At 71.1% G+C, this 22,542-nt stretch carries 21 protein-coding genes; 9 read left to right on the top strand and 12 right to left on the bottom strand.

The features are described from left to right. Positions 1 to 22: 22 nt before the first annotated feature. From ABZS64_RS02385 to ABZS64_RS02360, 6 genes are all read right to left on the bottom strand, one after another. Positions 23 to 1,228, bottom strand: coding sequence for a cytochrome P450 (locus ABZS64_RS02385; RefSeq protein ID WP_355822767.1), 1,206 nt, complete (start codon positions 1,226 to 1,228; stop codon positions 23 to 25). A 26-nt stretch (positions 1,229 to 1,254) separates the two neighbouring features. Continuing rightward, entirely contained in the window at positions 1,255 to 2,451 is a 1,197-nt protein-coding gene (locus ABZS64_RS02380; protein ID WP_355822765.1) for a cytochrome P450, read from the bottom strand. Between the two features lie 110 nt (positions 2,452 to 2,561). Beyond that, positions 2,562 to 3,194 carry an ATP/GTP-binding protein gene (locus ABZS64_RS02375; protein WP_355822227.1) on the bottom strand — a complete coding sequence of 211 codons (633 nt, stop codon included), beginning with the start codon at positions 3,192 to 3,194 and terminating at the stop codon, positions 2,562 to 2,564. Continuing rightward, on the bottom strand, positions 3,172 to 3,531 hold the full coding sequence (locus ABZS64_RS02370; protein WP_355822226.1) for a DUF742 domain-containing protein: 360 nt from the start codon (positions 3,529 to 3,531) through the stop codon (positions 3,172 to 3,174). The genes ABZS64_RS02375 and ABZS64_RS02370 overlap by 23 nt, the downstream gene beginning before the upstream one ends. Continuing rightward, the gene (locus tag ABZS64_RS02365; protein WP_355822225.1) at positions 3,528 to 3,974 is read right to left on the bottom strand and encodes a roadblock/LC7 domain-containing protein; all 447 of its coding nucleotides are present in this window, start codon (positions 3,972 to 3,974) and stop codon (positions 3,528 to 3,530) included. Before ABZS64_RS02365 ends, ABZS64_RS02370 begins: the two co-directional genes overlap by 4 nt. Beyond that, on the bottom strand, positions 3,971 to 5,359 hold the full coding sequence (locus ABZS64_RS02360; protein WP_355822763.1) for an ATP-binding protein: 1,389 nt from the start codon (positions 5,357 to 5,359) through the stop codon (positions 3,971 to 3,973). The genes ABZS64_RS02365 and ABZS64_RS02360 overlap by 4 nt, the downstream gene beginning before the upstream one ends. A gap of 261 nt (positions 5,360 to 5,620) precedes the next feature. Between ABZS64_RS02360 and ABZS64_RS02355 the strand changes: the two genes are divergently transcribed. From ABZS64_RS02355 to ABZS64_RS02345, 3 genes are read left to right on the top strand one after another with little or no spacing between them, the layout of a single operon-like run. Next, the gene (locus ABZS64_RS02355) at positions 5,621 to 6,730 is read left to right on the top strand and encodes a GNAT family N-acetyltransferase (protein ID WP_355822223.1); all 1,110 of its coding nucleotides are present in this window, start codon (positions 5,621 to 5,623) and stop codon (positions 6,728 to 6,730) included. Positions 6,731 to 6,742: 12 nt separating this feature from the next. Next, positions 6,743 to 8,197 carry a glycosyltransferase family 2 protein gene (locus ABZS64_RS02350; protein WP_355822221.1) on the top strand — a complete coding sequence of 485 codons (1,455 nt, stop codon included), beginning with the start codon at positions 6,743 to 6,745 and terminating at the stop codon, positions 8,195 to 8,197. Then, positions 8,194 to 8,991 (top strand): polysaccharide deacetylase family protein, encoded by a 798-nt coding sequence (locus ABZS64_RS02345; RefSeq protein ID WP_355822219.1) that lies wholly within the window; start codon positions 8,194 to 8,196, stop codon positions 8,989 to 8,991. The genes ABZS64_RS02350 and ABZS64_RS02345 overlap by 4 nt, the downstream gene beginning before the upstream one ends. Before the next feature lie 10 nt (positions 8,992 to 9,001). Here the strand turns inward: ABZS64_RS02345 and ABZS64_RS02340 are convergent, their stop codons facing one another. The 6 genes from ABZS64_RS02340 to ABZS64_RS02315 form a co-directional block, all read right to left on the bottom strand. Next, entirely contained in the window at positions 9,002 to 10,090 is a 1,089-nt protein-coding gene (locus ABZS64_RS02340) for a glycosyl hydrolase (RefSeq protein WP_355822217.1), read from the bottom strand. Next, complete coding sequence (locus ABZS64_RS02335; RefSeq protein WP_355822215.1) at positions 10,087 to 10,530, bottom strand: hypothetical protein; 444 nt, start codon at positions 10,528 to 10,530, stop codon at positions 10,087 to 10,089. Before ABZS64_RS02335 ends, ABZS64_RS02340 begins: the two co-directional genes overlap by 4 nt. Next, positions 10,527 to 12,329 carry a glycosyltransferase gene (locus ABZS64_RS02330; protein WP_355822213.1) on the bottom strand — a complete coding sequence of 601 codons (1,803 nt, stop codon included), beginning with the start codon at positions 12,327 to 12,329 and terminating at the stop codon, positions 10,527 to 10,529. The genes ABZS64_RS02335 and ABZS64_RS02330 overlap by 4 nt, the downstream gene beginning before the upstream one ends. A gap of 90 nt (positions 12,330 to 12,419) precedes the next feature. Then, positions 12,420 to 14,582, bottom strand: coding sequence for a lipopolysaccharide biosynthesis protein (locus ABZS64_RS02325; RefSeq protein ID WP_355822761.1), 2,163 nt, complete (start codon positions 14,580 to 14,582; stop codon positions 12,420 to 12,422). Positions 14,583 to 14,643: 61 nt separating this feature from the next. Continuing rightward, positions 14,644 to 15,837 (bottom strand): DegT/DnrJ/EryC1/StrS family aminotransferase, encoded by a 1,194-nt coding sequence (locus tag ABZS64_RS02320; RefSeq protein WP_355822759.1) that lies wholly within the window; start codon positions 15,835 to 15,837, stop codon positions 14,644 to 14,646. 186 nt (positions 15,838 to 16,023) lie between these two features. Beyond that, positions 16,024 to 16,926, bottom strand: a complete 903-nt coding sequence (locus ABZS64_RS02315; protein WP_355822211.1) for an RNA polymerase sigma factor SigF — start codon at positions 16,924 to 16,926, stop codon at positions 16,024 to 16,026. 328 nt (positions 16,927 to 17,254) lie between these two features. On the opposite strand from ABZS64_RS02315, the gene ABZS64_RS02310 reads away from it, so the two are divergent. The 6 genes from ABZS64_RS02310 (at position 17,255) to ABZS64_RS02285 (ending at position 22,452) form a co-directional block, all read left to right on the top strand. Further along, the gene (locus ABZS64_RS02310) at positions 17,255 to 17,623 is read left to right on the top strand and encodes an STAS domain-containing protein (RefSeq protein WP_355822209.1); all 369 of its coding nucleotides are present in this window, start codon (positions 17,255 to 17,257) and stop codon (positions 17,621 to 17,623) included. Between the two features lie 172 nt (positions 17,624 to 17,795). Beyond that, positions 17,796 to 18,290, top strand: a complete 495-nt coding sequence (locus ABZS64_RS02305) for an ATP-binding protein (RefSeq protein WP_355822207.1) — start codon at positions 17,796 to 17,798, stop codon at positions 18,288 to 18,290. Between the two features lie 174 nt (positions 18,291 to 18,464). After that, positions 18,465 to 19,130, top strand: coding sequence for a peptidase (locus tag ABZS64_RS02300; RefSeq protein WP_355822205.1), 666 nt, complete (start codon positions 18,465 to 18,467; stop codon positions 19,128 to 19,130). 3 nt (positions 19,131 to 19,133) lie between these two features. Continuing rightward, positions 19,134 to 20,039 carry a hypothetical protein gene (locus ABZS64_RS02295; RefSeq protein ID WP_355822203.1) on the top strand — a complete coding sequence of 302 codons (906 nt, stop codon included), beginning with the start codon at positions 19,134 to 19,136 and terminating at the stop codon, positions 20,037 to 20,039. Next, positions 20,036 to 21,109, top strand: coding sequence for a hypothetical protein (locus tag ABZS64_RS02290; RefSeq protein ID WP_355822201.1), 1,074 nt, complete (start codon positions 20,036 to 20,038; stop codon positions 21,107 to 21,109). The genes ABZS64_RS02295 and ABZS64_RS02290 overlap by 4 nt, the downstream gene beginning before the upstream one ends. Before the next feature lie 14 nt (positions 21,110 to 21,123). Beyond that, on the top strand, positions 21,124 to 22,452 hold the full coding sequence (locus tag ABZS64_RS02285; protein WP_355822757.1) for a hypothetical protein: 1,329 nt from the start codon (positions 21,124 to 21,126) through the stop codon (positions 22,450 to 22,452). Positions 22,453 to 22,542 lie beyond the last annotated feature (90 nt).

Genomic DNA, 22,542 nt, shown 5'->3' with positions numbered 1-22,542 from the left:
CGCCCACCCCGAAACAGCCGACTCAGTTCCGTGGGCGTACCGGCAGCTCCTGCACGGTGTTGCCCACAAAGCTCGCATGCCGCGGCAACTCCGCCTCGGGGATCGCCAGATCCAGTTCCGGGAAGTGCGTGAACAGCTGCTCCAGCGCGATCGTCGCCTCCATCCGCGCCAGCGGCGAGCCCAGGCAGTAGTGCGGTCCGTGGCCCAGCGAGAGATGCCGGGCGCCGCCGCTCCTGGTGATGTCGAAGCGGTCCGCGTCCGGGCCGTGCGCCGACGTGTCGCGGCCCGCGGCGGAGTAACCGGCAAGCACCGGCGTGCCCTTGGGGATCACCGTGCCGTCGAGCGTGAGATCCCGGGTCGGGTAGCGGAACGGGAAGAAGCTGACCGGGCTGTCCCAGCGCAGCGTCTCCTCGACCACGTCCGACCAGGCCGCCTTGCCGGACTGGACGAGCTCCAGCTGGTCCCGGTGCGCGCACAGGGCGCGCACCGCGTTGGTGATCAGGTTCAGCGTCGTCTCGTGTCCGGCGATGATCATCAGCAGCAGGGTGCCGATCAGCTCGTGCTGGCTGAGCCGGTCGCCGTCCTCCTCACGGGCCGCGATCAGCGCACTGGTCAGGTCGTCGCCCGGGTTCTGCGTCCGGGTCGCCGCGACCGTCCCGAGCACCGCCACCAGCTCACGGTTCGCGGCCATCGCCTCCTCGGGGCCGATGGAGGTGCTCACCACCTGATTCGACAGATGGTGCAAGCGGTCCTGGTGCTCGGCGTCCACGCCGAGGAGTTCGCAGATCACACCCATCGGGAGCGGCAGCGCGAAGTGCGTGCGCAGATCGGCGACACCGCCGCCCGCCTGGGCCACCTCGTCCAGGCCGTCGAGCAGCTGCGCCGTCACCGTCTCGATCCGCGGCCGCAGTTCCTCGACCCGGCGGGCCGTGAACGCCTTGCTCACCAGCGAGCGCAGCCGCCGGTGGTCCGCGTCGTCGGCGGTCGTCATGCCCTGCACCGTCGCGAAGGTCTTCAGCGGCCAGCCGTCGGGTATCTGCCCGTCGCGCAGCGCGTGGAAATGCTCGGCCCCCTTGGCGACATCGGGATGGGCGAGGAACTCCTTGAGCGCATCGTGGCCGAGCACCGCCATGCCCGCCACATCACCGGGGAGTACGACTGGGGCGACCGCGCCCTTCGCGAGGAGGCGGGCATTGTCCGCGTGCGGGCAGCCGCCGGCCGGGTCCATCCGGTGCGGGCTCTCGTGTGAGGTGGTCAACTGGGCTCTCCTGACTGGGAGGTGGGGTGCTGCGCGGGCGGCAGTTGCGGGTCGGTGAAACGCACGGGGAGCGCCGCCAGACCCTTGCTCCACGGGGACTTGATCCACGCCAGCTCGCTCTCCGGCACCGCAAGCTCCAGATCCGGCAGCCGGTGCCGGATCGTGTCCACCGCGGTACGGGTGATCAGCCGGGCCGGGTCCTGCGCCGGGCAGGTGTGCGGGCCCGCGCCGAACGCCAGATGCGAACGGTTGCCGATCACCGGAAGCCCGTCGGCGGGCAGGATCCCGGGGTCCTGATTGGCCCCCGCCAGGCCGAGGAGCAGCATGTCCCCGGCACGGATCTCCTGGCCGGCGAAGGTCAGATCCCGGGTGGCGTAGCGAGCGGGGAAGTTCTGCGTGGGCGGGAAGCGCCACAGTACGAGATCGAGCGCGTCGTCCACGCTGAGATGCCCGCCCGTCAGCGAGGACCGGAAGGCCGGGTCGCAGAGCAGGATGCGCAGGGTGGTGGCGATCCAGTTCACGGTGGTCTGGTTCCCCGCCACGAACATCACCACCAGGTTGTGCAGGACCTCTTCGTCGGTGAGCTGCGCCTGATGGTGCAGCAGCGCCGATGTGACGTCATTGCCCGGTGTCTGCCGCTTCTCCTCGATCAGCGCCTGCAGGATCGCGCCCATCCGCTTGCCCGCGTTGACCGAGTCCGCGTTGGCGGCGACCATGCCCGCGATCGCCTGCACCAGCTGCTGGCCGGTGCGTTCGTCCAGGCCGAGCAGCCCGGTGATGACCATCATCGGGAGCTTGCGCGCGTAGTGCGGCACCAGATCGGCCTCGCGCCGCTCGACGAAGGACGCGATCAGCCGCTCGGCCGTGGCGCGTACGCTGCGGCGCAGTTCGTGCCCGTTGATCCTGGCCAGCGCGTCGGACACGGCGGCCCGCATACGGCGGTGCTGCTGCCCGTCGGTGAACAGCAGCGCGGGCCGCCAGCCGACCATCGGCAGGATCGGCGAGTCCGCGGGGACCCGGCCCTCGCGCAGCAGGGTCCAGCGGCGCGGGTCGTGCGAGAAGTCCTGCTCCTCGCGGGTCAGCCGGAGCAGTTCGCGGTGGCCGAGGACGAGCCATGCCTCGATGCCGGGCGCGATGGTCACGGGGGCCACCGGGCCGTGTTCGCGGCGCAGTTCCTCGTACAGCGCGGGCATGGCGTCGCCGTCGAGATCGGGTCCGTAGAGCGGGGTCGCGACCGGGCAGCGGCCGCCGGGCGAGCGCGGGGGATCGGCGGGCGGACGCGGCGGAACGGCAGGCGGCGTGCTCATGAGGACTCCGTGGCTGCATGGATGAGATGGCTGACGAGGGAGATCAGCGCCCGGACCGAGGAGCGGGCGTCACGCGCGTCGCAGGAGACCAGAGGGGTGCTCGGCAGCAGATCGAGGGCCGTACGCAGTTCCTCCTCGCGGTGGAGCGGGCTGCCGGGGAAGACGTTGACCGCGACCGCGAAGGGCAGATCGAGATCCTCCAGATTGCCCAGGGCGTCGAAGGACGCGGACAGATCGCGGGTGTCGATCAGGGCCAGCGCCCCCAGTGCGCCCTTGGCCAGATCACGCCAGGCGGGGAGGAACCGCTGCTGGCCGGGGGTTCCGAACAGATAGAGCACCAGATCGCCGTCGATCGTTATCCGGCCGAAGTCCAGGGCGACGGTGGTGGTCCTCTTGGACCGTTCGCCGCCGGTGTCGACACGGGCGCCGGCCTGCGTCATCACCGCCTCGGTGGACAGCGGCTCGATCTCCGAGACCGTACCGATCAGCGTGGTCTTGCCGACCCCGAGCGGGCCCACGACCAGGATCTTCGCCGCGCCCGCGACGCTGGACGTGACGTACTTTCCCGGCTGTCCCGACTCGGCGCCCGACGCCCGGCCGACGGCGTCAGAGGCGGCTTTCGAGGCCATGGAGGACCTTTCTGAGCATGGTCACATCGGCACGTTCGGCCGGCGGTATGGGCGGGCGGGTCACGATCAGGCCCCACTCGACGAGGTCGGAGAGCAGCACCTGGACCACCGAGGGCGGCTGGCCGAGGTGGGCCGCCACCTCGGCGACCGACAGCAGCCCCTGACAGTGCGACAGGATCGTGTGGTGTTCCGGCTGGAGGGACACGGGGAAGGCGGCGTCCGTGGCCATCACCAGCGTCTCCCAGGACAGCGGCTCGCCGCCGGTGTCCGAGCGTCCGCCGGTGATGACATACGGACGCACCGCCGATGTGGTCCGTTCCTCCGGGCGGTCCCTCATGAGGAAGGTGTCACCGGATCCCGTGGCTGACTGCTCAGGTGCGCGCCGATCTTGGCGACCAGCAGCTGCATCTGCTGGGCCACCAGGCCGACATCGGCCTCGGTGTCGGTGGCCACGCCCAGATGCGCGCCCACTCCGGCGTGCGTGAACAGGACGAAGCCGTGCTCGGACTCCAGCATCAGCTGGCGCACCCCGGCGCCGCCGCCGAACAGCAGCGTGGCGGTGGAGCGGCCGGTCATCGTCATCGCGGCGCAGGCCGCGGAGAGCGACTCGGCCTGGGCGACGCTCAGGGAGGCGACGGATCCCGAGAGGTTCTCGGCGGATGCGTGCCCGAGGCGCAGACCGTCCTCGGAGATGACGACGGCATGCCGGACGCCCGGGATCTCGGTCAGCGGGCGCAGCATCCAGCCCAGGTCGGGGAGTCTCGTAATGGTCCCGGTCACGTGCGGCCTCCGTCGTGCTCGTCGGGTACGTCGTCGATGTCGTCCTCCAGTGCCGCGCGCCCGCGCCGCGATCCGGACACCACGCTGGCGATCGACGCGCGAGCGGCCTCCGGGGTCCAGGGGGACGCGGGATCGGGGGCGAGGGCCGGGGGCGGTGACTGCAGGGCGCTCTGGGCCGCGGCCTCCACGGTGGCGCCGCGTCGGCTGCGGCGCCGGGGCAGCGCGCCGGGCGCGGGCGCGTCCGGGTCGGGCCCGGAACCAGGGGCCACGGAACCGGTGGCCACGGAACCAGGGGCCACGGAACCGGATGCGGCGGCCGCCTCGGCCGCGGTCCCGGGGGGCGCTGTCACCGCGGGCGTCCGGCGCGAGGCCGTGAAGTGCGACAGCGGCTCGGTCAGCAGCCGGTACGGCACGAACGTCACCGCCCGAGTCCCCCCGTACGCCGATGTGCCCGCCAGCTCCACCTTGAAGCCGAGCTCCCGGCTCCACCGCCCGACACAGGCGAGCCCGAGCCGGGGCACAGCCCCCAGGCGGGCCAGATCCAGCTCCTCCCGCAGCTGCCCGGTCGCCTGCTGGAGCACGTCCGGCGGCATGCCCAGACCCGCGTCGTCGATCTCCACCACCGCCCCGGCGCCCACCTCCCGGATGGTGACGACGACCTGGGTGCGGGACGGCGAGAACACCGTGGCGTTCTCCAGCAGTTCGGCGATGGCGTGCATCAGGCCCTCCACCGCGGGCGGCACCACATAGAGCGTCTGCCCGCCGTGCACCTCGATCCGCCCGAACTCCACGATCCGGGACTGGGCGCCGCGTACGCAGTCGTAGAGCGAGACCGGCTGTGTCTCCCGGCGGGCGGGCCAGATGCCGCACATCACCAGCAGGGTCTGGGCCTTGCGGGTCATCTGCGAGGCCGCGTGGTCGGCCTTCATCACCTCGCCCATCAGCCGGGAGTCGTCGATGGACCGCTCGACATGGTCGAGCACCTGCTGCTGCACGGTGGCCATCGCGTGCATATTGCGGGCCACGGACTCGAAAGCCGCCTGCACCGAGTCCCGCAGGGCCCGCTCGCGGCGCACGGCCTCGTCCGAGCCGAGGGCCACGACCACCGCGGTCAGGGCGCGTGCGAACTCCTCCCCGGTGTCTGCCTCGGCGGTGAGCGGCCCCGGAACCCCGTCAAGCCGCTGTCCTGTACGCATCCGTTCGGCGATGGCGGGCACCCGTACCGAGGCCAGATGCGCCACCTCCGCGCCCCGGGCGGCGGCGAGTGCCTGTTCCCGCGCCCGTAACGCGCGCTCCGCCCCCAGCTGCCTCAGCAGCAGGAGCGCCCAGGCGAGCAGCAGTACCGCCGCTGCCACGCAGCCGCCTGCCAGCACCGGGGGGCTCACCACGACGACCTCGATACGACGATCTTGCAGACCACGACCACGGAGACTGAGCCCTTTCCGGACAGGCCGAACTCCCGTGGGGGATCGGGAGCAGTCAGATCCTACGATCAACAGGCCCTGCCTGAACGACAGTTGTGCAACTCCCGTCACTTTGCTGACGCCGCCCCATACCGGCTTCTTCACGAATCCGTCACAAGAAGGGCGACGCTCCCTATCCTGTGGCGATTTCGGCCGGTACCGTCCTGTCCCGGGGGCAGGCTCATGGGGGAGGACCGGGGGGTCGCGTTGAGCGGTGTACGCATTCGTGTGGTGAAACCGGACGAGCTGGGTGAGGCGGAGATCGAGGCCTGGCGGGAGCTGCGCACCAAGAGCGGTGCGCCCGCCAATCCGTTCATGGAGCCCGAGTTCACCCTGGCCGTCGGCCGGGTGGCGCCCGCGGCCAGGGTGGCGGTGCTCTGGGAGGACGGAGAGCAGGCCGGGTTCTTCCCGTTCGAGCGCGGGCCGCTCGGCCAGGGCCGGGCGATCGGCCTCGGAGTCTCCGACAGCCAGGGCGCCCTCCTGCGTCCCGGGCTGACGATCACGCCCCGCGAGCTGCTGCGGGCCTGTCGGCTCTCCGCCTGGGAATTCGACAATCTCGAAGCCGGTCAAGGACTGTTCCAGCCGGACGCCGCCGAGGAGTTCGCCTCTCCCGTCATCGACGTCGGCGCGGGATACGCCGCGTACGAAGAGGTGCTGCGGGCCCAGTCGCCCAAGTTCCTCAAGACCACGCTGGCCAAGGAGCGCAGGCTCGGGCGGCAGGCGGGCGAGACGCGGTTCGTCTTCGACGAACGCGACCCGGCCGCGCTGCGCACGCTCATGGAGTGGAAGTCCGCGCAGTACCGCAGGACCGGCCGCAGGGACCGCTTCGCCAAGGAGTGGATCAACACCCTGGTGCGGCTGCTGCACGAGACGCGTACACCCGGCTGCTCCGGCGTGCTCTCCGTGCTGTACGTCGCGGACAAGCCGGTCGCCGCGCACTTCGGTCTGCGCTCGCGCACCGTGCTGTCCTGCTGGTTCCCGGCGTACGACCCGGAGTTCGCCAAGTACTCCCCGGGTCTGATCCTGCATCTGCGGATGGCCGAGTCCGCCGCCGCCGACGGCATCGGGATGCTCGATCTGGGGCGCGGGGCATCGGAGTACAAGGACTCGCTGAAGACCGGCGAGCTGCGGGTCTTCGAGGGATCGTCGGTACGGCCGGGGGCGGGAGCCGTCCTGTACTGGCTGAGCCGCGAGCCCTCGCGCCAGGCGCACAGCTTCGTACGCAACAGGCCGCGGCTGGCCGGGTACGCGCAGCGGGCGCTCAAGCAGGTCGGCCGCCTGCGCGGCCACTGACGGGGGAGAGTCATGGACAGCACACCGCCCAGACGGAACGCGCCGGACGCGCAGAACGAGCCGGACGCGGCACTGGGGCCCGGCGGGGCACTCGGGCCCGGCGGGGCGCAGGCGCCGCTCCTCGCCGAGCTCCAGGTCACCGAGCTCGACCTGGACGGGCCCGACGGAGCCGTTCTCAGTTTCGGCCCGGCCCTGCCCGGCGGCCCCGCCGTCCGGGGCGGCGCGGTCTACGCCCTCGTCCGGCTGCGCGGCCGCCCCGTCGCGACCGTCGTCTGCGGCATCCCGCCCGGCAAGGACCCCGCCGACTCCGTCGCCGCGGCGGCCCGCGCCAAACTCGCGGGCCGCGAGCCGTCGACCACCCCCGCCACCCACCGCGCGCCGGACAACCACCCACCGGGCAGCAACCGTCAACGCCCCCGGCCCACGGCGACCACGGAACCCCGCACGTGTCGTACGAGCGTCGTCGTCGCCACCCGCGAGCGCGCCGACCAGCTGGCCCGTGCGCTCGATTCGCTCCTCGCCCAGGACCATCCGGACTTCGAAATCGTCGTTGTCGACAACGCGCCCGCGACAAGCGCCACCCATGACCTCGTCGAGAACAAGTACGGCGAACGCGTCCGGTATGTGCGTGAGTCGGTGCCCGGTCTCGCCATCGCCCACAACCGCGGGATCGCCGTCGCCGACGGCGAGGTCATCGCCTTCACCGACGACGACGTCATCGCCGACCCGCACTGGCTGACCGCGCTGACCGCGCCCTTCGCCGCCGATCCCGGACTCGGCTGTGCCACCGGCCTGATCCTGCCCGCCAAGCTCCGCACGCCCGCGCAGATCCTCCTGGAGAGCCACGGCGGCTTCGCGAAGGGCTTTGAGCCGCGCGAGTACGACCCGGCCCGTCCGCCCGCGGGTGAACCGCTCTTCCCGTTCACCGCCGGCAGCTTCGGCTCCGGCGCCAATATGGCCTTCAGGGCCACCGTCCTGCGGGACATCGGCGGCTTCGACCCCGCCACCGGCACCGGCACCCCCGCCAAGGGCGGCGACGACCTCTACGCCTTTGTCAGCGTCCTCGCCGCAGGCCACCGGCTGCGCTACACCCCCGACGCGCTGGTCTGGCACCACCACCGTGAGACCTGGCAGGACCTGAAGAACCAGGCGTACGGATACGGCGCAGGACTCACCGCGTATCTCACCGCCGTCCTCGCCCGCCGCCCCGCCCTGCTGCCCGCGCTGCTGCGGAAGCTGCCCCGCGGTCTGGCTCACGCGCGCACGATCACCGCGCACCGCGAGGCCGCGGGGGCGGCCGTCCCGGGGGAGCACGGCGCACAGGACTATCCCTGGCCGCGCCATCTCTCCCGGCTGGAGCGCCGCGGCATGCTGGCCGGGCCCATCGGATACGCCAAGGCACGCCGGCGGGTCCGGGGGGTACCGCTTCCGTGGGAGCAGCGGAAGAAGCCGCGGGTGGAGTCATGACGGTGCCGCTGATTCCCGTCCTGCTCTACCACGCCGTGATGGACGATCCGCCCCACTGGATCGCCGAATTCACCGTCACACCACGGGACTTCGGTGCACAGCTGGACGCCATCGTGGCCAGCGGCCGCACGCCCGTGGGGATCAGCGCGCTGGCGAACCACTTCGCGGGCCTCACCCCGCTGCCGGACCGGCCCGTCGTCCTCACCTTCGACGACGGCTTCGCCGATCTGCCGGGCCCCACCGCCGAGGCGCTCGCCGCCCGCGCCCTGCCCGCCACCGCGTATCTCACCACCGGAGCCGTCACCCCCGGCCGGAGCAGTCTGCTGCCGCCCGCGCCGATGATGAAGCTCTCCCAGGCGCCGCTCCTCGAGCAGTACGGCATGGAGGTCGGCGCCCACACCGTCACGCACCCGCAGCTGGACACGCTCCCGGCCGATGCGCTGTGCCGCGAACTGCGCGAGCCCAAGACGGTCCTTGAGGATGTCCTCGGCCATGAGGTGACGCATCTCGCCTATCCGCACGGATACAACAGCCGGGCCGTCCGCAAGGCCGCCCTCGGCGCGGGCTATGCCTCCGCGGTCGCCGTCCGCCACGCGCTGAGCTCCGAGACCGACGAGGCCTACCGCATCGCCCGCCTCATCCTGCGCCGCACCCACACGGTGGCGGACATCGAGGCGTGGATGGACGGACGGGGCGCGCCGGCCGCGCCGTTCCCCGACTCGCTGCCGACGGTCGGGTGGCGGCTCTACCGGCGCGCCCGCGCCGCGCTCAAAGGCCCCGTCTTCGCGGGCTGACGCCCTCGGTTCAGGGTCTGACCTGGTTGAAGTACGGGTCCGCGACCGCCTTGCGCAGGCTCTTCCAGGACTCGTCCCTGGCCAGCGAGAGATCACAACCGGGCCCGGGGTCACGCCAGTTCCACTGAAGCGTGGCCCGTACCCCGTCGAGCTTCTTGACCACGCGCGGCACCTGTTCGTACCACTCGCCCTGCGCGGACGGATTCGACGGATCGTCCGCCGTGCCGAACTCCGAAAGCATCAGCGGCTTGTGAGCCGAAATGTGCTCGCGGATCCAGTCGTGCGAGGCCCGCTGCGTCCGCTCGAAGCTCTGCCAGTCCGCCTTGTGGCAGCGGTAGTAGTTGTACTGGTTGTAGCCGATCCAGTCGACGTAGGCATCGCCCGGATAGAGCGTGCGGAACAGGTCGTTGTGCCCGCTGTAGCCGGTGATGATCCACGTCCACACCACATTGGTCACACCCAGCTCGCGGAAGCGGTCATGGATGTGCCGGTAGGCGGCGACGTAGTCGGCGGGTGTGCCGGAGGCGGGTGTACGGGTGTCCATCTCCAGGTCGAAGGAGAGGAAGAGAGGCTTGCCGTACGCCTTGATCCGCTTCGCCTGGACGTCGATCACGCTCGCGTCGAGCGATCCGGCGGCGATCTGCCGCCAGCCCGGCTGCTGGGCGGGGGTGCCGTTCCACCACTTGCTCTCCCAGGACAGCAGCAGCATCCGGTGCTTGCCGACGCGTTGCTCCTGCTCGGTCAGCAGCTGTCCTTCCAGGCCGTCCAGGGACATGTCGTGGTACGTGTACACGATGTCCAGCGTGCGGCCGATGCGCTTCTCGTAGGCGAGGACCTTCTCTTCAAGGTCGGGCTTGCCGTGCCGTACATACGCGCCGAACCAGGCGCCGCAGCGCGGCACCAGGAGCTTGGTGGCGCGGCATTCGGCGCTGTTCGCCGAGGGGTTGGAGCCGTCGGAACCGGAGGACTTCTGCAGGGCGAGTACGCCCACGATCAGCACCCCGACCACCGCGGTGGACACGGCCCACAGCCGTCGTCGGTCCTGCGCCTTGCGATGGATGCCTGGCGCCCCGAGGACGGGGCGTCGGGGAAACCTCACAGAGGTGAACCTTTCTGTGGCGGCGAGGACGCGCGCGCGGTCGGTGTCCGGCCGGGCAGCTGCGGACAGCAGGCGGCGAGCATCGTCAGCAGAGTGAGCAGCACCAGGACCCGCAGGCCGCTGAACGCGTGCACGGCCATCAGCGCCGTGGCGCAGACGATCGTCGCGCTCACGCTCAGGAAGGCCGTCAGGACGAGCTGCTCAAGACGATCGGAGTCGTTCTCGAAGCCGCGGTCCCAGCTCTCCACCGGGCCGACGGCCTGATGGCGTCTCAGGGCGGGGCGGCAGAAGCGCAGGACGGCGGCACCGGGTCCGGCGAGCAGGAATACGGCGACGGGCGCGGCCCGCAGCGGTGACGCGGCGGGCAGCGCGGTGGCGCCGATGGCACACCAGCCGATGAACGGCGGCAGCAGCCGGAGCGCGAGCGACTGAGGTCTCATGGGGTCCTCCCCGTGGAGCTGTCGGTGCCGGCGGTGCGCTTCAGTTCGTAGATGACGCCTGCGCTGTTGCGGCCGACCTGCTCGAAGAGCGGCGAGGCCGCGACGGACTTCTCGATGCTCCGCAGCTGTTCGCCGGTGAGCATGCCGTTCATCTCGGAGTTGGCGATCTGGCCCTGGGTGAGCAGGAAGTACGCCCGTCCGGGCGGCTCCACCGTGGCCATGTCCCGGGCGAGCGTTGCCGCCGGGTCCTTCAGGATGTCCTCGACGTGGCTCTTCGCATCGTCGAGGAACCAGTAATGCCGCACATTCCAGTACGAAGCGTACGCGAGCGGATAGTTGCGATGGGCGGCAACGACAAGAGAGCCCTCGGGCGCCCTGTCGAAGACCTGCCGGACCAGCGCGACCTCCTGCGGCGGGAAATAGCTGAGCCGGTCCTTGCCCGAGTAGCTGGGCACGAACGCCGCCGTGAGCGCGAGCAGTGCGACCCCGGGCAGCACCGCCCGCATCCCCGTCACGGACTGCGGCGCCCCGTGCCCGCCCGGCTCGGCGGCCAGCGGCCGTACGTCGGGCAGCAGTGCGGCCGCCGCGAAGAAGCACGCGCCGGGCAGCATGAACAGCAGCACCCGGAAGATCATTTCGCTGCCGTAGTCATTGGCGACCAGCATCACCAGGGGGACCGAGCCGAGCACCAGCAGCGGCCGGGCGCGGTGGCGCAGCACCCTTCGGCGCAGCACGCCGATCAGCGCCAGCAGCAGTACGGAGGCCGAAAGCAGCCGGGAGACCCAGGAGACGATCACCGGCCCGGTGCCGGTCGGCGTCGAGCCGTACCCCGTCTCCAGGTTGTGGCTCACATCGCCGAAGGAGCTGACCATCTCGGGCACCGCCTCGCGCAGGAACGGCAGCGAGGCGGTGAGATTCCAGGCCAGGAACACCAGCAGCAGCGTGATCAGCAGCGTCCAGTCGCGGTAGCGCCGGGTCAGGCACAGCCCGCCCAGCGCCGCCACCAGCATCACCGGAGTGAGCTGGTGGGAGATGACGATGGCGGTGATCAGCGGGATCAGCAGAACGGTCCACAGCGCCTGCCGCGACCTGCCCCGCCCCAGGCGCCGTCCGCGGCGCAGCACGATCGCGATCACGCCGAGATACAGGGCGAGGGCGAGCGACTGCGGCGAGAAGTAGTCCTGCCCCACCCAGTTGGCGACGCAGAACAGCCACACCGCGGTCCAGATGAGCCGCCGGTCCTGGGTGAAGGTGCGGTAGATCAGCAGTAGCGGCGCGAGCAGCAGCAGGCTGGACACCAGCGGCCACCAGGCCATGTACATCGCGGCATTCTCGACCCCGGTGAGCCGCACCAGCGCCGCCTGCGCGGCGAAGAACCCGGGCCACTGGTCGTACACCGCCATGTCGCCGAGCTGGTCCCCGCGCTGGAGGCCGCCCGCGGTGAGCAGATGCTCGATCACGGCGTCGTGCTTCCACGCCCAGGAGTACAGCGGCGTCGGATAGACGAGCGCCTGGGTGGCGCGCTCCATCACGATCAGGCCCACGGTGTACGCCAGCGACCACCGGTTTGCGCGCAGCGGATCCCGTACGCACACCCAGAATCCGGCGGTCAGCAACGCCAGTGCGATCCAGAAGGCGGCGGGCAGCGCCCCGACGAGACCGAAGTCGCCGAGCTGTGAGGTGTCGGTGTGCACCACGGCGTACGCCCACAGCGCCAGCGCGGCCACGAGCGGTGCGGCCGGCCGCAGCGGAACCGCCCAGCGCGAGTGGTCGGCGGGGGGCAGGTCGGCGAGATCCATGACGGGATCGCTCCTGGCTCCCTGGTGGGGGGCGGCCGCAGGTCTCCCCGTTTCGGTGGCTGGCTGGTGCACGCTCGTCCCCCCGGTGGTTCAGTTCCGTTTCGGCGCCGAACGCGCCGCGCGTATCCAGATGAGTGCAAGCGCCGCGCAGGTGAGGATCAGCTGGAGCGGGAGCGCGACGGGCGCGAGAGGTCTCTGCAGCGCCCAGCCGCACACCGCGAGCAGCCACAGTGCCCCCCACTGTGCCGCGACCGGCAGCCTGACCGCCCGCATCATCGCCAACACCGCGACCAGGCAGAACAGTTGGCAGAACGTCGGCAGCCAGCGCAGCAGCAGCTCGGGGCTGTCGAGACCGGCCGCCGATGCGAGGAAGCCGGCCAGTGTCTCGTACCACGCGCCGCCGACCGGCTCCGGTTCCCAGCCGAGCACCGCGGGCGCGGTGTGCAGCGCGGCGAAGGTGACAAGGAGTCCGGCGCCGAGGAGCGCGGGGCGCGGCCGCAGCAGCGAGACGGCGGCGCTGTGGACGACGATCAGCAGCACACCCGCGGTGAGGGTGACCGGCGGCAGCGCCCTGAGGAGCTGGGTGCCGGACAACTGGTCCATGGTGATGTCCCGGGCCGCCAGCAGCGGGGCCCAGAACAGCACGGCCGCGAGCGCGAGCAGCAGCCACAGCGCGAGGGCGAGGCGCCGCTCACCCGGGTCGGGCGCCTGCGCGGCCTCCGGCGGCCCGGACGGCTGTGCCTCCCGCTCCGCCGGATCCGATACGTAGACGGGGAAACCGAAAGCGGGTGTGGCCGTGTCGTCGTGCACACCCCGCAGATACGCCGTCTGCCGTGCCCAGTCCGATCCGTACTCCCGCGCGTACTCCGCCGCCGCCTCCGCGCGGCGCTCGGCGGCCCGGCGCGCCCAGGTCGTGCCGTACACCTCCTCCTCGACGGCGCCGCGCCGCATCAGCCGCGTGTACCAGGCGGGCCGGGGCTCGCGGCCCGACAGCGCGGCGCGCAGACCGGGCGCGGACACGGCGGCCATCAGCGTCATCGACAACAGCACCGCCCAGCCCGCGCCGGCGATCCCGGTCGCTCCGAGCAGCAGCGACGCGCTCCCCAGCACCAGCGCGCACATCGTGCTCTGGAGCGCGGCGAGCATGCCCGTACGTCCCTGGACGCGCAGCACCCCGATGTAGAGCTCGACGACGACCCGCGGCAGGGAGGCGGCGGCCAGCAGCCGCAGCACCGTGGTGCCGTGCTCGGCGTAGGCGTCGCCGAACGGGGCGAGGATCTGCGGGGCGAAGGCGACCAGGAACAGCACGACCGGCACGAGCAGCACGGCCATCCTGCGCAGTGCGCCGCGCACGCCCGCCGCCAGGGTCTCCGGGCTGTGCGAGGCATGGGCGGTCAGGGACGAGGCCATGTTGATGGCCATGAACTCCATCGTCCCGCCGACGGTGTAGGCGATGTAGAAGAAACCGTTGTGCGTGGCGTCGAAGCGGACGGCGACCATCACCGGCAGCAGATTGATCATCGCCAGCGAGAACAGCGAGCCGACCGAGTCACCGGCGAGGAAGCGCCCGATCTCGCGCAGTGCGGGAGGCTCGCGGTCTTGGTCGGCCGCGGCCTGCCTGGGTATCAGCCGCCGGAAGATCAGCCAGCCGAGCGGCAGCACGGACAGGGCGATCGCCGCGGCCCAGGAGACGAAGATGCCCAGCACGGGCAGGGCGGTGGCGAAGGTGGCGAGCAGCAGCAGCTTGCCGATGGAGAAGACCGCGTTGCCGACGGGCACCCATACGGCCTTGCGCAGCCCGGTCAGCACCCCGTCCTGCAGGGTCAGCAGCGCCCAGGCGACGCAGGAGGCGATGAACAGCAGCCCGGGGCCGATTCCGGCGAGCGGTGCGTACGAGGGGCCCCACAGGTCGAGCGTGAAGAGGAAGGCGACGGAGGCGAGACACACCACCAGCGAGCTGGCGGCATACGCCCGCCACACCAGCGGCCCGGTGGCCCGTCCGGCCCGCGGCACGTACCGCACCACCGCGCCGATCATGGTGGTGGCGGTGATGGAGGCCAGCAGCCGCATCGCGGCGATGGCGGCGGAGCCCTCGCCGACCGCGTCCTTCGTGTAGTAGCGGGCGGCCACCAGCCAGAAGCCGAGGCCCAGTGCGGCGGAGACGCCGGTGGAGAGCATCAGCGCGTAGGCGTTGCGGAACATGGAGTCGCCGCTGGGGGCGGCCGCCGTCACCGCTCCGCCGGCCGCGGTCACGTCCGGGGTGGACGGCTCGGTCGGCGGCGCGGGGTCCGACGGCCCTCGCAGCCGGGTGGTGTCAGACACCGTGCTCGCCCTGCGCGGGCGGCCTTGCGGGCCTGGCGCCCAGTTCCGTGAGGACGGATATCGCCTCACCGGCCCGCAGCGGGTCGACCGGCAGTGCGTGCCGGGCGAACCAGGCGGCCGCTCCCGGCGCGGGCGACGCATCGGTGAAGACCTCACCCGCGTACGCGTCCAGCGGCGGGTCGTAGAGATAGCCGGTGGTGATCCGGCGCCGGGCGAGCGCGGCGATCGCGACGTCGCGGTCCTCCACCAGCAGCGGCACCCGGAACAGCGGCTGTGCGGGGCCGGGCCCCGGCAGTGCCCATTCGGTGGCCGACAGCAGCTGCGTACCGGCCCGGTGGCCGGCCAGGCGGCTGTCGAGGCGGGTCAGCAGCCTCTCCGTACGCCGTAGCCGCAGCCTTCCCGGTCGCAGACGGTAGTCGTGCATGTCCACCCGTATCCAGGAGTGGAAGTCCTCCAGGGCCTGTCTTTCGGATCGTGCCGGGCTCGCGTGCCCTGGCGGGGGCGCCGCCGACATCGCCTGCTTCAGCTCGCCGGGCCGCAGTTCCATCCGGATGTCCTCGCGCTCCTCGAGGCCGAGCAGCCGCAGTGTGGCACGGGCCGCTCCGACGAGCCGCAGTCCCCGCACACCGGCCTCGGCGTACGGTCGCAGGCCGTAGACGAGCTCCGCGGTGAGCCGCTGCGGCTGCAGGAGTTCCTCCCGGGCCCGCTCCAGTGCCGGCCGCAGCGCCGGGTCGGCGACAGTGAGGAATCCGCCCGTCTTGGCCCCGGTGTGCTTGGAGAGGCTGAAGACGGACGCCTCGCCGAAGCTCCCCACCGGCTGCCCGGCCACCTCGCTGCCGATCGCGTGCGCGGCGTCCTCGATGAGCGGGATCCCCAACTCGTCGCAGCGGGCGCGCAGTTCGGGCGCCGGATCGGGATTGCCGTACAGATTGGTGGTGAGCACGGCGGAAAGACCGCGCCATACGGACTCCGGCACGGCCGCCATGTCGATGGAGCCGTCCTCGGGCCTCAGCGGTGCCTGGACGGGACGCAGTCCCGCCGCGAGCACCACGAAGAAGATGACGTCGTCGTTGACCGGCGACATGAGCACGCGCCCGCCGGGCCGGCACCAGTGGCGCAGCGCCACATAGAGCCCGAGACGGCATGACGGCACATACAGACATTCCCTGCCCAGGCGCCGGCGCATCAGCTCTTCCAGTGGTGCGAACGCCGTCGGGCAGCCCTCCCCAAGAGCCATGTTTGTCCCCCCACTTACCCCGCGCTCAATGTGGACCAATCGGGACTGCCCCGTCAATAACGGGGAAGGGCCCATTCCTTCACGGAATGGGCCCTTTCTACGGCCTGAGCGGCGCGTCCCCGCGGGTGCCTGCGGCTATTCCTCCAGCGTCAGAGCCTTCCTGAGGCTGACCAGAGTGCGCGACAGCAGCCGGGAGACGTGCATCTGGGAGATCCCGAGCTCCTCGCCGATCTCCGACTGCGTCATGTTCGCGACGAAGCGCAGGGAGAGAATTTTACGGTCCCGTGGCGGAAGGCTTGCGATCAGCGGCTTCAGCGACTCGACGTACTCGATGCCTTCGAGGCCGTGGTCCTCATAGCCGATGCGGTCGGCCAGCGCGCCCTCGGAGTCGTCCTCCTCGGGCTGGGCGTCCAGCGAGCTCGCGGTGTACGCGTTGCTCGCCGCCATGCCCTCGACGACCTCGTCGTTGCTGATGCCCAGCTGCTGGGCCAGCTCACCCACGGTGGGTGCGCGGTCGAGCTGCTGGGAGAGCTGGTCGCCCGCCTTGGCCAGGTCGAGGCGCAGCTCCTGGAGGCGGCGCGGCACCCGCACCGACCAGGAGGTGTCGCGGAAGAAGCGCTTGATCTCACCGACGATGGTCGGCATCGCGAAGGTCGGGAACTCCACGCCGCGGCTGAGCTCGAAGCGGTCGATCGCCTTGATCAGGCCGATGGTGCCGACCTGGATGATGTCCTCCATCGGCTCGCTGCGGGAGCGGAAGCGGGAGGCGGCGAACTTCACGAGCGCCAGGTTGAGTTCGACGAGCGTGTTGCGCACGTAGGCGTGCTCGTGGGTGCCCTCTTCGAGGGACTCGAGCCGCCCGAAGAGCGTCTTGGACAGCGCTCGTGCGTCCAGCGCACCCATCTCGTCGTACGGCGGGATCTCCGGGAGGGCTTCGACGAGTTCGAGGCCGTCCGGGCTCGCGGACAGAGCGGTGGCGGGGGCGGGCGGTGCCGAGGGCGCGGTGGGGGTGCGCGTTTCGTCGAGCCGGGGTGACATGGTCTCCTCCATCGTTCTCGGCATATGGCTGCCGATGCCAATACATGCGCTGCGGTGAGCGGCGCCTCCAAAGCCGGTCGTGGTTGGTTGTGTCTTTACTAGCCCTACCCGCTCCGGGTGGACCGGTGCAAGTGTCATATGTCCCATATGCCGGTTTTGATGGGGAGTTCGGCTGGCCCCTCGGCGTACGGAAGGCGTAATGTTCGACGGACGTCAGCGCCGTCATCGACGGCGCTGTGCGCGCAGAGCGGCACGGTCGACGATGCGGCGCACAACCGGCGAGTACGCAGTGATGACGCAGCGAACGACACGGCGAAGAGGGACGGGCATGGACCGCGGGACGGTCGGCAGCGCGAACCGGGGCCGGCTTCAGGTCGAGGTTCGGACCGAGGGCCACAGCGAGGTTGTAAAACCGGCGGGTGAGTTGGATCACCACACCGCCGAATTGCTCCGCGCGCCCTTGGACGAAGCACTCGCTCAGGGGCGTGCGCGCCTGGTCATCGACTGCTCACGGCTCGAATTCTGCGACTCCACCGGACTCAATGTGCTGCTCGGCGCCAGGCTGAAGGCGGAAGCGGCCGGGGGAGGGGTCCATTTGGCCGGGATGCTGCCCGTAGTGGCGAGGGTTTTCGAGATCACCGGGGTGGAGGCGGTCTTCACCGTGCACGACTCGCTCGAAGAGGCCCTGGCCGACTGACGGCCCCACCTTCCTTGTAGTTCCGCTGTAGTCCGCGTCACGCGCACCGCGCAGGCGTCGTGGGTGTTGTCACGATTCGGCAGGGCAGGAGAACCCCGCAGAACGTTGATGGCCCAGCACTCTGAGTACTGAAGTAGATGGCGAATCGGTGAATCGGTGAGGTGAAGCGCTGATGAGCACCACCCGGCAGCAACCGCCGGGCGACCTCGGTCCCGAGCCGAACGGCGCCGGCGCCGCCGACTCCTCCGGGGTCCCCGGCAACGCGGTGCGCACCCTTGCCCTGGGCAGTGCGAGCGGCATCGTGCCGCTCGCACGCGACTTCACCCGGCAGGCGCTCTACGACTGGGGCTGGCTGCCCGCCGACACGGCCGACCGCCGGGCGGCGGCCGAAGACGTTCTGCTCGTCGTCTCCGAACTGGTCACCAACGCCTGTCTGCACGCGGAGGGCCCCGAGGAGCTGCGGGTCGGCTGCGACGGCAAGGTGCTGCGCCTGGAGGTCTCGGACCGCGGCACGGGACAGCCCGCACCGCGCACCCCGCACCGGGCGGGCCGGCCCGGCGGACACGGCATGTTCATCGTCCAACGGCTCTGTCTGGACTGGGGAGTTGTCCGGGTCCCGGGCGCTCCGGGCAAGACAGTGTGGGCGGACCTCGCCGCCCCCTCCTAGCGCTTTCGCAGCCGTGTACGACCGTTTTTGAATCTCTTGTAGAGCACGTCAATACGGCGTGCTCTTTGTCTTCCCTCCCCAAGGTCCCAGGCGTACCTTGAGCGCCCAATCTGATGTGTCGTCAGTAACTTCGGCGACACCCGGCAGTAACTTCCGGCGTGAGGGGAACTCGAGGTGTCGTACCAGAAGCGGACAGCTCTCGCGCTGGCAACAGCGGTGGCGGGCTCGGTGGTGCTGATGGCCGCCCCCGCCGCCCATGCCAGCGTCCAGGACGTCGACTACCAGTGTCAGACGCCGATCGGGCCGAAGGGTGCGGTCTCACCGATCGACATCAAGGCCGTCAAGAGCGGCAGCGGCTACCAGCTGACCATGTCCTTCCAGAAGGGTGTCTCCTCCAGCCCGGTGGAGCTCGGCAAGGGCGCGATGAAGCCGAGCGCCCTGATCAAACTGGGCGGGGCCGACGAGGGGACGGTCGCGGTGGCGGGCCCGGCGAACGAGGCCGCGATACCCGCCAACACCCCCATCAAGATCAATGACTTGTCGGGTACGTACACCCCCAAGAAGAGCGGCAAGGTCACCTTCACCGCCGGAGTGCTGACGATCAAAGCACTCGGTACGACGACGACCTGCACGCCCAAGAACAACCCGAAGCCGTCCCTGGAACTGGACGTCACGGCGGCGAGCGGCTCCCAGTCCGCACCGTCCGGTGGTGGCGAACTGCCCAGGACCGGCCCGCTCGACTCGGCGCTCGCGCTCGGCACACTCGGCGGCACCGTGCTGCTGTCCGGGGCCGCCGGAGTGCTCTGGCTGACCAGGCGTGGTCAGCGGACCGCGAGCTGACCCGTGCTGCCGCGTCTCGTCGTCATCCTTGCCGCGCTGGTGTGCGCGCTGTGCGCCCCTGCTGCGCGGGCGGCGGACGCGGCCTGGACGGTGCAGCCGGGCGGCGCCCGGCCGTACGTCTATCTGGAGGGCGCGCCCGGAACCGTGCTCGAGGACACGCTGTCCGTGACCAACCCGGGCGCGAAGCCGCTCACCGTACGGCTGCGCCCGGCCGACGCGTACAACACCGTGACCGGGGCGCTCGCGGTGCGCGGCGCCCACAAGTCCAAGGGCGCGGGCACCTGGATCATGCTCGCTTCCGAGCGCGTGACCGTCCCTCCCCGCACGCGCGCGGAGATCCCCTTCTCGGTCACGGTTCCCTCGGGAGCGCTTCCGGGCGACCACCCGGGCGCGGTGATGGCGGCCGCCGGTGGGCGCGAAGCTGGTGTACGGATCCATCTGCGCGTCAGCGGTCCGACGCTGGCGGCAGTCACGGTCGAACAGGTGAAGGTCTCGGGGGGCGCGATCCACTACACCCTGGTCAACCGCGGCAACACGGCACTGACCCCGCGCCTCACGATCCGCGCGGACGGCCTCTTCGGCGAGGTACTGCACCGTGCGCCCCGCACGCTCCCGGTGGAACTGCTCCCCGCCCAGCGCATCACCCTCACCGAGAAGTGGCCCGAGCATCCGTCCCTGGACTCGGTGACGGTCCACATCGAGGCCACGGCGCCGGGCGACGCCCGCGCGAAGGGCTCGGCGACGGCGACATTCGTGCCGTGGGGGACGGTCGCGGGCGCGGCCGCGGGGCTGCTGGCGGCGTTGGGCGGCACGGTGTGGTTCGTACGCCGACGGACGCGCCGGCAACCGGACCGTACGCAGCACGAACAGGCAGACAGCGAGCGCGAGTTGACGGGAGCAGCCACGTGAGCGGCAAGGTCGGTCTGAAGGGGGCGACGGCGGCCGCGCTGATCGCCCTGGCCCTCGTACTGCTACCGCTGAACAGCGCCTCCGCTGCGGACGCGAAACCCGAGGTCAAGCTCTCCCAGCAGCAGGCCGGCAAGGGCGGCGACATCACCGTCAGCGGCAGCGGATGGCGGCCGGACACCCTCCTCATGATGCTCATCTGCGGCCAGGCCGCACCCGGCAAGGGCGTGATCGGCGGCACCAACGCTTGCGCCAACGCCGACGGCCGCGCCGTCACCACCGACGCCAAGGGCAACTTCAGCAAGAAGATGCCGGTCGCCGAGCCGCCCAAGCCCTGTCCCTGCGTGGTGCACGTGGCGACCGTCACCGGTGAACAGGCCGTCGTGGACGCCCCGTTCGTCGTCGCGGGACACCCCACCGCGCCCCTGCCGGAGCCCACCGGCGGCGGAAAGCTCGCCGTGCTCGCCGCCACCCGGCTCGAAGGCGACTCCGGCATCCTCGTCTTCTTCGGCGCCCCACCCTCGCGCCGGCTCGAATTCTCCGTCGGCAACCTCGGGTCCGAGCCGGTGAAGGACCCCGTCTTCCAGATCGGCACCGCGCACGGCGTCTTCGCCCCGCAGTGGGAGGAGCAGCAGTGGCGCGGCACCATCGCGCCCGGCCAGAAGGTGCTGGTCAAGCTGCCCGTACAGCTCTCCGCCGGGGCGCACGGCGACTACGAGATCTCAGTGAAGTACGGCACGAAGGTGCTCGCCGAACAGCCGTGGGGCGTCGGCCGCCCCTGGGGCGTGACGATCTTCTGGATCCTGCTCGCCGTGGTCGTGCCCGCGGCCGTGTTCCGCATCGGCATGGCGGTCGTCGACCGCGTCCGGCCGGGCGCCCGCACCGGCGCCCGCCACCACGGCAGGAGCCGCCACCGCACCGTAGGGCTGCGCACCCTACGGCTGCGCAGGCCACCGGAACCCGAGCCGCCGAGCACGCCGAAGAGCACCACGACCACCACGGCGGCTCTGCCGTGGTTCACACCTGACTCCGCACCGTCAGAGAACCGGTCCACGACGAAGGGACATTCGTGAGCACGCAACGGAGGATGAGCGCGGCCGGAGTCGCGCTGATGCTCGGCGGCGCGGGGATCCTGCTGGCAGCAAGCCCCGCCCAGGCAGCCGAGGTCGCGTACAAGACGGAGTGCATCCCACCGCCCATCTCGGGGCTGCCACCCGTGCAGGGAACCACCAAGGTGGAGATCACCGCGCCCGCCGAGGCCAAGGTCGGCGACGAGGTCGAAGTGGTGTGGAAATTCGTCGAGGCGGCGTCGAAGAACCCCGACATCCTCGACCTCGAAAAGGACACGGTGAAGCCGACCGGCACGCTCAAGGCGGCCGGAGCGCAGACCGCGGACATCGCGATGGATGGCCCGCGGTCGAACCCGCCGATTCCCAAGAACAGCCCGATGAAGCTGTCCGACATGAAGGGCAAGATCAAGCTGACCAAGGCGGGCGAGGTCACGCTGACGCCGGACGCGTACAACATCAATGTCTCCAAGCCGATGTCGACGGACACCAAGTGCACGCCGAAGGAGACGGTCAAGTCCGCGGCGACGATCAAGGTGACGGACGGCGGGGGCGGCACGTCGGGCGGTACGTCCAGCGGCGGGTCGGCTTCGGGTGGGACGACCGCGTCGGGCGGCACGACGGCGGGCGGCACCACCGCCTCCGGCGGCACGACGACCTCGGGCGGTTCCACCGGCGGGGGCGGCGGCCAGACCGACTTCCCGGGCAAGGAGGTCACCGTCACCTTCGAGTGCAAGTCGCCGGGGCCGGCGAGTATCAACTCCAAGGTGACGATCAACGCCAAGAAGAACGGCGGCAGTTACGACCTCGTTGTCAAGACGGCCAAGGGCGTCATGAACAGCCCGGCGGCACTCCCCGCGGGCGCACTCAAGCCCGCCATGGCAGTCCTCCTCGGCGGCGCCGACAAGGGCACCGTCCCGGTCACGGGCCCTGCCAACCCTGATCCGCTGGAGCAGGGCAAGCCGGTCGACCTGCCCGACATGACCGGTACGTACAAGCCAGGCGCCAGCGGCAAGTCGACACTCAGCCCCGGCACGCTGACGATCGACGTCACCCTGGGCGGCCAGAAGATCAGCATCCCCTGCACGGTGAAGGGCAAGGCGGAGGCCTCCCTGGAACTCGACACCGCGGCCCAGCCGGGCGGCGCGTCGGGCGGCTCCAGTGACGGCGGCGCCTCGGCCGGAGGATCGTCGAGCGGAGGCACGAGCACCAGCGGCGGCCTGGCCCAGACGGGCTCCGACAACGACGGCGCCCTGCGCGCCCTCGCCCTGGTCGCGGGCACGGTGATCCTGCTGGGCGGCGCGGTGTTCACGTTCACACCGTGGCGCCGCCTGCGCGGAACGCGATAGTGAGGTTCGGGGAAGTGATGGACCGCCAACAGGGCTGGGCGTGCGCTCAACTCGTGTACGGAGGCGTTGTGATGGGTGCAGTCGTTCCCC

Origin of the sequence: Streptomyces sp. NPDC005408 (assembly GCF_040606445.1) — a bacterium.
GTDB lineage: Bacteria > Actinomycetota > Actinomycetes > Streptomycetales > Streptomycetaceae > Streptomyces.
Note: the sequence above shows the minus strand (reverse complement) of the source record. Positions and strands in the feature narration are given on the sequence as shown.